This window comes from Nocardiopsis sinuspersici (assembly GCF_001998325.1).
Lineage (GTDB): Bacteria > Actinomycetota > Actinomycetes > Streptosporangiales > Streptosporangiaceae > Nocardiopsis > Nocardiopsis sinuspersici.
Genome location: NZ_MCOK01000001.1, coordinates 780,556 through 793,298, shown reverse-complemented (window position 1 = coordinate 793,298; position 12,743 = coordinate 780,556). Strand labels below are relative to the sequence as shown.

At 72.8% G+C, this 12,743-nt stretch carries 9 protein-coding genes; 6 read left to right on the top strand and 3 right to left on the bottom strand.

The features are described 5' to 3' along the window. The first annotated feature begins 148 nt into the window (after positions 1-148). The 5 genes from NOSIN_RS03345 to NOSIN_RS03325 all read left to right on the top strand — a co-directional run bounded on the left by NOSIN_RS03345 (position 149) and on the right by NOSIN_RS03325 (position 5,960). Positions 149-892 carry an amino acid ABC transporter ATP-binding protein gene (locus tag NOSIN_RS03345; protein ID WP_170293617.1) on the top strand — a complete coding sequence of 248 codons (744 nt, stop codon included), beginning with the start codon at positions 149-151 and terminating at the stop codon, positions 890-892. A gap of 45 nt (positions 893-937) precedes the next feature. Next, positions 938-1,786, top strand: a complete 849-nt coding sequence (locus tag NOSIN_RS03340; protein ID WP_077689320.1) for a glutamate ABC transporter substrate-binding protein — start codon at positions 938-940, stop codon at positions 1,784-1,786. A gap of 81 nt (positions 1,787-1,867) precedes the next feature. Next, a complete protein-coding gene (locus tag NOSIN_RS03335; protein WP_077689319.1) occupies positions 1,868-2,542 on the top strand; it encodes an amino acid ABC transporter permease in 675 nt (224 codons plus the stop codon). Beyond that, complete coding sequence (locus tag NOSIN_RS03330) at positions 2,539-3,639, top strand: amino acid ABC transporter permease (protein WP_077689318.1); 1,101 nt, start codon at positions 2,539-2,541, stop codon at positions 3,637-3,639. The genes NOSIN_RS03335 and NOSIN_RS03330 overlap by 4 nt, the downstream gene beginning before the upstream one ends. A gap of 155 nt (positions 3,640-3,794) precedes the next feature. After that, positions 3,795-5,960, top strand: a complete 2,166-nt coding sequence (locus NOSIN_RS03325; protein WP_077689317.1) for a S9 family peptidase — start codon at positions 3,795-3,797, stop codon at positions 5,958-5,960. 43 nt (positions 5,961-6,003) lie between these two features. Here the strand turns inward: NOSIN_RS03325 and recX are convergent, their stop codons facing one another. From recX to NOSIN_RS03310, 3 genes are all read right to left on the bottom strand, one after another. After that, positions 6,004-6,591: a recombination regulator RecX gene (gene recX, locus NOSIN_RS03320; protein ID WP_077689316.1), complete on the bottom strand. Its 588-nt coding sequence runs from the start codon at positions 6,589-6,591 to the stop codon at positions 6,004-6,006. Beyond that, the gene (gene recA / locus NOSIN_RS03315) at positions 6,584-7,741 is read right to left on the bottom strand and encodes a recombinase RecA (protein WP_077689315.1); all 1,158 of its coding nucleotides are present in this window, start codon (positions 7,739-7,741) and stop codon (positions 6,584-6,586) included. Before recA ends, recX begins: the two co-directional genes overlap by 8 nt. Before the next feature lie 158 nt (positions 7,742-7,899). Beyond that, complete coding sequence (locus NOSIN_RS03310; RefSeq protein ID WP_077689314.1) at positions 7,900-8,094, bottom strand: DUF3046 domain-containing protein; 195 nt, start codon at positions 8,092-8,094, stop codon at positions 7,900-7,902. A 77-nt stretch (positions 8,095-8,171) separates the two neighbouring features. Here NOSIN_RS03310 and NOSIN_RS03305 point away from each other — a divergent pair, with 77 nt between their 5' ends. Then, positions 8,172-12,707, top strand: a complete 4,536-nt coding sequence (locus tag NOSIN_RS03305) for an ATP-dependent helicase (RefSeq protein WP_077689313.1) — start codon at positions 8,172-8,174, stop codon at positions 12,705-12,707. Positions 12,708-12,743: the final 36 nt, after the last annotated feature.

Sequence of the window (12,743 nt, the reverse complement as noted above, 5' to 3'; positions counted from 1 at the left end):
CGGAACCGCGACTGGGAGCGACAAACACACACCTAATCCTCCAAACAGGTAACAGTTTCGCCGATCACGCCGTAACAAGTCTGCTACTCCGCAGACGGGCGGCGCTTTTGTGATGACACGGCAACACGGACCCGTTAGGTTCGCGGGCATGACCTCAACTCCTCTCGTCGTGCTGGAGAACGTCAACAAGCACTTCGGCGACCTGCACGTGCTCCGCGACATCAATCTGACGGTGAACTCCGGCGAGGTGGTAGTCGTCATCGGGCCCTCGGGCTCCGGCAAGTCGACTCTGTGCCGCACGATCAACCGCCTGGAGCCCATCGACTCCGGGACGATCACCCTGGACGGACAGCCGCTGCCCGCCGAGGGGCGCGGCCTGGCCAGACTCCGCAGCGACGTGGGCATGGTCTTCCAGTCGTTCAACCTGTTCGCGCACAAGACCGTGCTGCAGAACGTGACCCTGGGGCCCACCAAGGTCCTGCGCATGGGCAGGGCGGAGGCCGACAAGCGCGGCATGGAACTGCTGGACCGTGTGCAGATCGGCAACCAGGCGGACAAGTACCCGGCACAGCTCTCCGGCGGCCAGCAGCAGCGCGTGGCGATCGCCCGCGCCCTGGCGATGAACCCCAAGGTGCTCCTCTTCGACGAGCCCACGTCCGCCCTGGACCCGGAGATGGTCCAGGAGGTCCTCGACGTCATGACCGACCTGGCCGGCGAGGGCATGACGATGGTCGTGGTCACCCACGAGATGGGGTTCGCGCGCCGTGCCGCCAACCGGGTCGTCTTCATGGCCGACGGGCAGATCGTCGAGGAGAACACCCCGGAGGAGTTCTTCACCAACCCCCGGTCCGAGCGGGCCCAGGACTTCCTCTCCAAGATCCTGACCCACTAGGTTTCCCCGCATTCTTCGCACGAACCAAGGAAGAGGTACCCCAACATGCGAGTTCGTCGCATCAGCAGCATCCTGGGCGGCACCGCGGCCCTGGCCTTCGCCCTCAGCGCCTGCGGCACCGCCGACGTCGGCGGTGGCGGCAACGACAGCGGCGACGGCGACGGTGGCGGCGAGACCATCACCATCGGCGTCAAGTACGACCAGCCCGGCCTGGGCCTGCTCAAGGGCGACGCCCCCGTCGGCTTCGACGTGGACGTGGCCACCTACATCGCCGGCGAGCTCGGCTACGAGCCCGAGCAGATCGAGTGGGCCGAGGCCGCCTCCGCCAACCGCGAGTCCTTCCTCCAGCAGGGCACCGTCGACATGGTGATCGCCACCTACTCGATCACCGACGAGCGCCGCCAGGTCGTCGACTTCGCCGGCCCGTACTACGTGGCCCAGCAGGACATCCTGGTCAAGGGCGACAACGAGGACATCCAGGGCCCGGAGGACCTCGAAGGCAAGGTGCTGTGCTCGGCCTCCGGCTCCCGGTCGGCCCACAACATCGTCGACGAGATGGAGATCGACGCCGAGCTGCGCGAGGCCGGCAACTACTCCGAGTGCCTGTCGCTGCTCGGCAACGGCGCCGTCGACGCGGTGACCACCGACAACACCATCCTCGCGGGCTTCGCCGCGCAGAACCCCGGCACCTACCGGATGGTCAACAACCCCTTCGGTGAGGAGCGCTACGGCGTCGGCCTGCCCGCCGGCTCCACCGAGCGCTGCGAGGAGGTCAACGCGGCCATCGTCAAGATGTGGGAGGAGGGCGTCGCCCTCGACGCCCTGAAGAAGGCCTTCGGCGAGACCGACTTCGCCTACGAGGAGAGCACTCCCGAGGTCGACGCCTGCAAGTAAGGCCCCTCCTCTGACCGCACGCCCCGCGGCGGGGCCGGACGCGTCCGGCCCCGCCGCCCGGCCCCTGACCAGCTGGGACCCATGGAAGCCTTTCTCAGCAATATCGACAGGGTTGTCGACGGTTTCTCATGGACCGTCCGGCTCACCCTCCTCAGCGCCCTCTTCTCCTTCGCCCTGGGCGTCCTGCTCACCGCCATGCGGGTCTCCCCCGTCCCGCTGCTGCGCGGTCTGGCCACCGCCTACGTCGAAGGCGTCCGCAGCACGCCCCTGACCCTCGTCCTGCTGTTCTGCGGACTGGGTCTGAACAGCGCGCTCGGCCTGCACCTGTCCGGCACCGTCGCGCTGGACGTCTTCTGGTGGGCGGTGATCGGCCTGTCCGCCTACACCGCCTGCTTCGTCTCCGAGTCGCTGCGCGCGGGCATCAACACGATCCCCCTCGGCCAGGTCGAGGCGGCCCGTTCGCTGGGCCTGACCTTCACCCAGAACCTGCGGCTGATCGTCATCCCGCAGGCGCTGCGCGCCGTCGTCGGCCCGCTGGGCAGTGTGCTCATCGCGCTGACCAAGAACACGACCGTCGCCTCCGTCGCGGGGCTGGGCGTCCAGGAGGCGTCCCGGGAGATGAAGCTCATGTTCGACCAGGGCGTCGCGCCGGTCCTGCCGACCTTCGTCGGCTTCGCGCTCGGCTTCCTGATCCTGACCCTGCCGATGGGCTACTTCTTCGGCTGGCTCTCCAAGCGCGTGGCGGTGGTCCGGTGAGCACGCAGAAATCCGTCCTCTTCGACACACCCGGCCCCAGGGCCCGTGCGCGCAACGTCGTCTACACCGTCATCACGCTGGTCCTGTTCGCGGTCGGCCTGGCGGTCCTCTACCTGGGGTTCAACGACTACTTCCGGGGAGAGAGGCCCTCCCTGTTCGACCCGGCCACCTGGGCGGTCAACCCCTCCGGTGAGTGGACGGCGGACAAGTGGGAGCCGTTCCTGCGGCCCGGCACGTGGACCGACTACGTCATCCCGGGCCTGCGGAACACCCTGACCGCGGCCCTGACCGCCTCGGTCCTGGCCATCGTCTTCGGCCTGGTGTTCGGCATCGGGCGCATGTCCCAGCACTGGTGGATCCGTGTCCCGTCCGGAGCCGTCGTGGAGTTCTTCCGCGGCATCCCGCTGCTGATCCTGATCTTCTTCACCATGGCCCTGCCCATCGTGGCCTACCAGGTGTTCGACATCCCCACCGGCACCTTCCAGGTGACCGCCCTGGCCGCCGTCGTCACGGGTCTGACCCTGTACAACGGCTCCGTGCTGGCGGAGGTCTTCCGCGCGGGCATCCTCGCCGTGCCCAAGGGGCAGTCCGAGGCGGCGCAGGCCATCGGGATGACCAGGAGCCAGAACATGTGGCTGATCCTGATCCCGCAGGCGATCACCGCGATGATGCCCGCGATCGTCGCGCAGCTCGTGGTCCTGCTCAAGGACTCCGCGCTGGGCTACATCGTCGCCTTCCCCGAGATGCTGCGCAGCTTCACCCTGCTGGCGACGCGCGAGGGCAACGTGATCCCCGCGGCGATCATCTGCGCGGTCATCTACATCGTCATCAACTTGTCCCTGAGCCGGGTCGCGATCTGGCTGGAGCGCCGCAACTCCCGCCGCGGCCGGGTCTCGGCCAAGCCCGCGGACGCCGAGAACGAGCCGGTGAAGGCCGACACGACCACCGGCCCCGCGGGCACCGTCGCGGTGGAGACCACCGTGCAGGAGCCCCTGCCGGACACGCTCAGCGAGGACGGCCCCGCCGAGCCCGGTGACGACGATGACGACGACGGCGATGCCACCAGTGGTGACGCCCCCCGGGACGGGCGGGACTGACCCCTTCCCTCCCGGCCCCACGGCCCCGCCCGCGCCTCGGAGCGCGGACGGGGCCGTCGTCGTTTCCACGGCCCTCGCGGTGCTGCGCGGAAAAGCGTCTGAGGACTAAGGTCGACATGTCATCTGATCGAACCCACGACCCTTCCTGAGCGGACATGTCTGAACTGTCGAGCCCCCACGGCTCCTGGCCATCGCCCATCAGCGCCGGTGACGTCGCCCGAGGAGTGCGGCGCATGGCGTTCCCGTCCGTCGTCGACGGGACCGTCTGGTGGGAGGAGGGACGTCCGGAGGAGGGGCGCACCACCCTCATGCGGCGCGACACCGACGGGACGGTGACCGAGCTGCTGCCCGCTCCCTGGAGCGTCGGCACCCGGGTGCACGAGTACGGGGGACGCGCCCACCTGCCGGTCCCCCGCCGCGACGACAAGGCCATCACCCGTATGGGCGTGGTGTTCTCCTCCTCCGCCGACCAGCGCCTGTACCTGCTGGAACACGGCTCCCGGGAACCGTTTCCGCTCACCCCCGACGACGAGGCCGCCTCCCGCTACGCCGACCCCGCGCTGAGCGCGGACGGGCGCGGCGTGCTGTGCGTGCGCGAGCGGCACGAGGACGACTCGGTCCGCCGCTCGGTGGTGTCGGTGCCGCTGTCCGGCCGGGGCGCGCAGGACCCGTCGGCGGTGCGCGAGCTGGTCTCGGGCGCGGACTTCTACGCGTCGCCCACACCGTCGCCCGACGGCGCCCACCTGGCGTACGTGCGGTGGAACCACCCCCGGATGCCGTGGGACGGCAGCGAGCTGCGGGTGGGCGCCCTGGACGCGTCCGGGCTGTCCGGCGAGTACACACTCAAGGGCGGTGTGGACGAGTCGGTGGTCTCCCCGACCTGGGTGGACGACACGACGCTGTACGTGGCCTCCGACTGGCCGGGCTGGTGGAACCTGTACCAGGCCGGGATGACCGGGCAGGCGATCGCGCTGTACCCGGCCGAGGAGGAGTTCCACGCGCCGCCGGGGCGGCTGGGCAACCGGTCCTTCTGCGTACTGGACTCGGGCGTGGTCGTGGCGCTGCACGGGAACGCGGACATGACCCCGAGCGTGTACGACCCCGACACCCTGGACCTGACGCCGGTGCGGACCGAGCTGACCACGTGGTCGATGCTGGACACCGACGGGCGCGCGGTGGTGGCGGTGGCCTCCTCACCGACCGAGCCGCAGTGCCTGGTGCGGCTGGACCCGGGCTCGGGAGGCGTGGAGGTGCTGCGCCGCTCCGCCGAGGAGCTGCCGTACGCCGCCTACCTGCCGGTTCCCCGGAGGGAGACCCTGCCCGGGCGGTACGGGGCACCGGTGAACGCGAACGTGTACCCGCCGACCAACCCCGACGTCGCGGCGGAGGGGCCCGCCCCGTACGTGGTGTGGGCGCACGGCGGTCCGGTGTCGGCGAGCACGCTGGAGTTCGACCCGGTCAAGGCCTACTTCACCAGTCGTGGGATCGGCGTGGTGGACGTCAACTACGGCGGTTCCACCGGGTACGGACGCTCGTACCGCAAACGCCTGCACAAGGAGTGGGGCGTGGTGGACGTGGAGGACTGCGCGGCCGCCGCGCGGGCCCTGGTGGAACAGGGCGCCGCCGATCCGGAGCGGCTGGCGATCCGCGGGCCGAGCGCGGGCGGGTACACGGCCCTGATGGCGCTGACCGGCGACACGTTCGCGGGCGGGGTGTCCCTCTTCGGCGTGACGGACCTGTTGGGGTTCAGCGACACCACGCACGACTTCGAGTCGCACTTCCTGGACTCCCTGGTGGGAACGCTGCCGGGGTTCGCGGAGCGGTACCGGGAGAGGTCGCCGGTCCACCGGGCCGAGGACGTCGGCGCGCCGGTACTGCTGTTGCAGGGCCTGGAGGACAAGGTGGTGACACCGGACCAGGCCACTGCTATGGCGACGGCGCTGGGGCGGCGCGGGGCGCCGTACGCGCTGTTGGAGTTCGAGGGCGAGGCGCACGGGTTCGTCTCGCAGGACGTGCGCGTCCGCGCGCTGGAGGCGGAGCTGGCCTTCTACGCGCGTGTGCTCGGCTTCGAGGCGGACGTGGCGCCGCTGGAGCTGGTGACCACGCCTCCCGAACCGCGCCCGGAGCCGGAGGCCTCCGCGGAGGAGCCTGGTCCGGCCGGGGACACCGGGGACGAAGGTACCGCTGCGTCCGGAGAGGACGAGACCGCCGGGGACACCGCTGCCGCCGAGGCCGACGCGGATCCCGAGGCGCAGGCCACCGGGGCCGTCGGGGAGGCGCCGCGTTCCGCAGGCACCGCGACTCCCGCCACCTCGGACTGAGCCCGGGCACCGGGGCCGGGCTCGGCCGCCGGACGGCGGCGGCTCAGAGCCCCGGCCCGTCCGGGTCGGTGTCCACGCTCTCGTGTTCGAGCTCCTCGCGGACCAACCGGTAGGACAGGCCCGACGGGTAGCCCTTGCGGGCGAGCGCGCCCAGGGCGCGGCGGATCCGGGTCTCCCTGTCCTTGCCCCGGCTGTTGGCCAGGCGGCGGCGGGCCAGGGCGCGGGCGGCCTCCTCCTCGTCCTGGTCGCTGAGCTCGCCGACGGCCTCCTGGACGGTGTCCTCCTCCACGCCGCGGGTGCGCAGCTCCTGGGCCAGCGCACGGCGGGACAGGCGCCTGCTGTGGTGGCGGGAGGACACCCAGGCCCGGGCGAAGGTCGCGTCGTCGATCAGCCCGGCCTCGCCGAACGTGTCCAGGACCGAGGTGATGACCTCCTCGGGGAACTCCCTGCGGTGCAGTGCCCGCTCCAGTTGGGCGCGGGTGCGCGGGGAGTGGGTGAGCATCCGCAGGACCAGGGCCCGGACCTTGGCCTCGGGGTCCTCCCCGGGCGAGCCGCGCCCGCCCGGGGAGGGATCGTCCTCTTCGGACCCGGGTTGGTGGGGCCGGTCCTGGAACCGGCTCCCCTCACGCATCCGTCGCGGGCGCCTTGGTCGTCCTGGCCGCGGCGCGCTTGGCGGGGGCCTTGGCCGCGGCCACGGCCTCCTTGGCGGACTCGGCGGATCCGGCGGTGTCGGCGGCCGGAGCGGAGGCGGAGTCGGCGGCCGCCCCGGAGGCGCTGTCGTCACCCAGGGAGGGCACGCCCAGCTTCTCCTTGATCTTCTTCTCGATCTCGTTGGACACGTCGACGTTCTCGCGCAGGAACTTGCGCGAGTTCTCCTTGCCCTGGCCCAGCTGGGTGCCGTCGTAGGTGAACCAGGCACCCGACTTGCGCACGATGCCGTGCTCCACGCCCAGGTCGATGAGGCTGCCCTCGCGGGAGACGCCCACACCGTAGAGGATGTCGAACTCGGCCTGCTTGAAGGGCGGGGCCACCTTGTTCTTGACGACCTTGACGCGGGTGCGGTTGCCGACCGCGTCGGTGCCGTCCTTGAGCGTCTCGATGCGGCGCACGTCCAGGCGCACCGACGAGTAGAACTTCAGCGCCTTGCCACCGGTCGTCGTCTCGGGCGAGCCGAACATGACGCCGACCTTCTCGCGCAGCTGGTTGATGAAGATCGCGGTGGTGCCGGTCTGGTGCAGCGCGCCGGCGATCTTGCGCAGCGCCTGGGACATCAGGCGGGCCTGCAGGCCGACGTGGCTGTCGCCCATCTCGCCCTCGATCTCGGCGCGGGGCACCAGGGCCGCCACGGAGTCGATGACGATGACGGAGATCGCGCCCGAGCGGATCAGCATGTCGACGATCTCCAGCGCCTGCTCGCCGGTGTCCGGCTGCGAGAGGAGGAGTTCGTCGGTGTCGACGCCGATCTTCTTGGCGTACTCGGGGTCGAGTGCGTGCTCGGCGTCGACGAAGGCGGCGATGCCGCCCCCCTTCTGCGCGCTGGCCACCGCGTGCAGGGCGACGGTCGTCTTACCGCTCGACTCGGGCCCGAAGATCTCGACGATGCGGCCCCTGGGAAGGCCTCCGATGCCCAGGGCCACGTCGAGGGCGATCGCCCCGGTGGGGATCACCTCGATCGGCGGGCGGTCCTCGTCGCCCAGACGCATGACGGAGCCCTTGCCGAACTGCCGCTCGATCTGGGCGAGTGCTGTTTCGAGAGCCTTGTCTCGGTCTCCGGATGCCACGGGATACCCCTGTTGTTGGGTCGATGCCTTTTTCTTCATGATGAGCACGACGCTACGCGGCCGGTACGACAATCGCGACGTCCGGCGTCCGCCTGTGGATATCCACACTACCCGAACTTGTGTTCGATGTGACGTACGAAACGCGTACTCATGTGGGGTCAGCGCATGGACTCGGGGATGTCGAAGGCCTCGCACACGGCGCGCCACACCTCCTTCGGCCCCACTCCGTCGGCGAGCGCCTGCTGGATCGTGCGCGACCCGAGCCCCTCCAGGACGTAGTCCTTGGCCAGGCTCTGCGTGTAGGACTCGCCGAACTGCTCGTACATGTTGTTCCAGAAAAGCGTGAGTCTCATCCGGCCCAGTATCGGTGATCGGCGCGCCCGCCCCGCCCCGGCGGATTTCTGTCACGGCCCCCGGGCACACTGGCGGCATGAGCCGTGCGCCGCATCCCCTCGAACGCTTCGGTCCGGCCGCCCGGGCCTGGTTCGACCAGGCCTTCCCCGCCGGTCCCACCCCCGCGCAGACCGGGGCCTGGGAGTCGGTCTCGCGGGGAAGGAACACCCTGGTGGTGGCCCCGACCGGCTCGGGCAAGACCCTGTCGGCCTTCCTGTGGTCGCTGGACCGGCTGACCTCGGCGCCGGTCCCCGAGGACCGCGCCCGCCGCTGCCGGGTGCTGTACGTGTCCCCGCTCAAGGCCCTGGCGGCGGACGTGGAGCGCAACCTGCGCGTCCCCCTGGCCGGGATCGCGGCCGCCGCCAGGGCCGCAGGGCGTGAGCTGTCCCCGGTCACCGTGGGGGTGCGCACCGGCGACACCCCCGCCGGCCGGCGGCGCGGGCTCGCCGACCGGCCGCCGGACGTGCTCATCACCACACCGGAGTCGCTGTTCCTGGTCCTCACCTCCCGCGCCCGGGAGGGACTGGCCGGCGTGGAGACGGTGATCGTCGACGAGGTGCACGCGCTGGCGGGCACCAAGCGCGGCGCGCACCTGGCGCTGAGCCTGGAGCGGCTGGACGCCCTGCTGGACCGCCCGGCACAGCGGATCGGGCTGTCGGCGACCGTGCGCCCGAAGGAGGTGGTGGCGGAGTTCCTCGGCGGCGCCGACGTCGTCTCGCCGCCCGACTCCCCCGGCATGGACCTGCGCGTGGTGGTGCCCGTCCCCGACATGGACGACCACGGGGCGCCGGGAACGCCCCCGGCGCCGCCGGGCGGCTCCCGCGGCGGCGGGTCCCTGTGGCCGTACGTGGAGGCGCGGGTCCTGGACCTGGTCGGGTCCCACCGCTCCACCATCGTGTTCACCAACGGCCGCCGCACCGCCGAGCGTCTGTGCGCCCGCCTCAACGACCTGCACGCCGAGCGGCACGGCCTGGAACTGCCGCCGGAGGAGGTGCCCGCGCGGGTCATCGCCCAGTCCGGGCAGAGCCGCGGCGGCGCCCCGGTCATCGCGCGAGCCCACCACGGCTCGATGTCCAAGGCCGAACGGGCGCTGATCGAGGACGACCTCAAGGCGGGGCGGCTGCGCTGCGTGGTGGCCACCTCCAGCCTGGAGCTGGGCGTGGACATGGGCTCGGTCGACCTGGTGGTACAGGTGGCCTCGCCCCCGTCGGTGGCCAGCGGCCTCCAGCGGGTGGGCCGGGCCGGGCACCAGGTGGGCGAGACCTCGCGCGGGGTGTTCCTCCCCCAGTTCCGGGGCGACCTGCTGTCGACGGCCGTGGTGGTGGAGCGGATGCGCGCGGGCGGTATCGAGCGCCTGGAGACGCCGCGCGCCCCGCTGGACGTGCTGTCCCAGCAGATCGTGGCCATGGCCGCCATGGACGACTGGCCCGTGGCCGGGCTCGCCGACCTGGTGCGACGGGCCGCGCCCTTCTCCGGCCTGTCCGACCCGGTGCTGGAGTCGGTCCTGGACATGCTGTCGGGGCGCTATCCCTCGGACGAGTTCGCCGAACTGCGCCCGCGCCTGGTGTGGGACCGGGAGGCGGACGTGGTGAGCGGTCGGCCGGGCGCGCAGCGGCTGGCGGTGGTCGGCGGCGGCACCATCCCGGACCGGGGAACGTACGGGGTGCACCTGGCCGCGGAGGGCGCGGCCCGGGGGCGTGCGCCCACCCGGGTCGGCGAACTGGACGAGGAGATGGTCTACGAGTCGCGGGTGGGCGACGTGTTCGTGCTGGGGTCCACCTCGTGGCGGATCGAGGGGATCACCGCCGACCGGGTGCTGGTCTCGCCCGCGCCGGGGCGGCCGGGGCGGATGCCGTTCTGGAAGGCCGACGCGCAGGGCCGCCCGGCCGAGCTGGGACGCGCGGTGGGCGCGCTGACCAGGGAACTCGCCGAGGCGGAGCCGGATGAGGCGCTGGCCCTGGCCGAGGGCCTGGGGCTGGACCGGTGGGCGGCCCGGAACCTGGTGGCGTACGTGGCCGACCAGCGCGAGGCCACCGGCCAGGTGCCCGACGACCGGACCGTGGTCGTCGAGCGCTTCCGCGACCAGGTCGGCGACTGGCGCGCGGTGGTGCACTCCCCCCTGGGCGCCCGGGTGCACGCGCCCTGGGCTCTGGCGATCGCGCACCGGGTGCGGGCGCGGTTCGGAACGGACGCGCAGGTCGTGCACGGCGACGACGGGATCGTGCTGCGGCTGCCGGACAGCGGCGGGGACGGGCTCGACCGGCCGGGCCGGCTGGCCGGCCTGGTGGCGCTGGACCCCGAGGAGGCGGAGGCGGCGGTCACCGACGAGCTCCCCGGGTCGGCGCTGTTCGCCGCCCGCTTCCGCGAGTGCGCGGCGCGGGCCCTGCTGCTGCCCCGGCAGCGCCCGGACCGGCGTATGCCCCTGTGGCAGCAGCGGCTGCGGGCCTCGCACCTGCTGTCGGTGGCGGGCCGGTACGGGTCGTTCCCGATCGTGCTGGAGACGGTGCGCGAGTGCCTGCGGGACGTGTTCGACGTGCCCGCGCTGGTGGAGGCGCTCGCGGACATCCGGGCCCGCCGCACACGCGTGGTCGAGGTGGACACCGACCGGGCGTCGCCGTTCGCGCGGTCGCTCCTGATGGAGTACACGGCGGCCTTCCTGTACGAGGGGGACGCTCCGGCCGCCGAGCTGCGGGCGCAGGCGCTCACCCTGGACCCGTCGCTGCTGTCCGACCTGCTGGGGCGGCCGGACCTGCGTGAGCTGCTCGACCCGGGGGTGGTGGAGCACGTCGGCGCGCTGTTGCAGCGCACGGCCGAGGGCACGGGCGCGAGGGACGCGGAGGGCACGGCGGACCTGCTGCGCGAGGTCGGCCCGCTGACCACCGCCGAGGCCGCCGAGCGCGGTGCCTGGCGGGAGTGGCTGGAGGCGCTGGAGGCCGCAGGCCGGGTGGTGCGGATGGTCGTGGCGGGCGCCGAGCGGTGGTGCGTGGTGGAGGACGTGGCGCGGCTGCGCGACGCCCTCGGCGCCGAGCCGCCCGCCGGTGTGCCCGAGGCCCTCCTGGAACCGGTGGAGGAGCCGACGCGCGACCTGGTGTCGCGGTACGCGCGCACGCACGGACCCTTCACCGCCGGTGAGGCCGCCGGACGGCTGGGGCTCGGGCGCGACGTGGTGGAGGGCGTGCTGCGTGAGCTGTCCCGCCGGGGGCGGGTGTCCGTGGGCGGGTTCCGGCCGGACGGGGCGGGCACCGAGTGGTGCGACGCCGAGGTGCTGCGCCGGTTGCGGCGCGGCTCTCTCGCGCGGTTGCGCCGGGAGGTGGAGCCGGTCGCCCCGGAGGCGCTGGCCCGGTTCTCGCCGCTGTGGCAGCGCGCCGTGCCGGGTGAGCGCCGGCGCGGGCCGGACGCCGTGTTCGAGGCGGTGGAGTCGCTGCGCGGGGCGCCGCTGGCGGCCTCGGCACTGGAGTCGCTGGTACTGCCCGCACGGGTGGAGGACTACGCGCCCCACAGGTTGGACGAGCTGACCCAGGCGGGCGAGGTGGTGTGGGCCGGTGCGGGGGCGCTGCCCGGACAGGACGGGTGGGTGTGCCTGTTCCCGGCCGAGGAGGCGCCCCTGCTGCTGCCCGAGCCGGTTCCTCCCGAGGAGGGCACACTGCCGCACACGGTGCTGGAGGTGCTGCGTGAGGGCGGAGCGCTGTTCTTCCGCGACGTCGCCGACCGGACGGCGAGGGCCGTGGGCGGTTCCGCGGTCACCGACGGGGACCTGGTCGCGGCGCTGTGGGAACTGGTCTGGTCGGGCTGTGTCACCAACGACACCCCGGCGCCGCTGCGCGCCGTGCTGGGGTCGGGGCCCGCTCCGCGCCGTGCGGCGTCGCGGCGGTCCCCGCGTGCGGTGGGGCGCCGCCCGGTGATGCCCACCCGGTCGGGTCCGCCCGCGGCCGCGGGGCGGTGGTGGGTCCTGCCGGAGCGCGAGGGCGATCCCACCAGGGCCGCCCTGGCCCGGCTGGAGGCTCGGCTGGAGCGCCGGGGCGTGCTGGTGCGCGGCTACCAGGGCGGACGGATCTCGCCTGAGGAGTACCGGGTGCTGCGGACGCTGGAGGAGTCGGGCCGGGTGCGCCGGGGCTACTTCGTGGAGGGGCTGGGCGGTGCCCAGTTCGCCCTGCCCGGCGCGGTGGACCGCCTGCGGGCGCTGTCCGGGGGCGGGGCGGAGGCCCCCGTGGTCCTGGCGGCGACCGACCCGGCGAACCCGTTCGGCACGGACCTTCCCTGGCCGCGGGGAGAGGAGGATCCGGGGCAGCAGGCCAGACCGGGCCGGACGGCGGGCTCCCTGGTGGTGGTCGACGACGGCCGGCTGACCCTGTACGCGGGCCGGGGCGGCCGTTCGGTGCTGACCTTCGGTGCGCCGCCCGACCTGCTGGAGCGGGCGGCCCGTGCCCTGGTCGGGGCGGTGCGGGACGGGCGCGTGGCGTCGTTGACGGTGGAGCGCGCGGACGGGGCGGAGGTGTTCGGCAGCCCTCTGGACACCGCGCTGGTGGCGGCCGGGTTCCACGTGACCCCCAAGGGGCTCCGCCTGCGCCCCTAGGGCATGTACGGCGAATACTCACCCTGCTGCGCGACG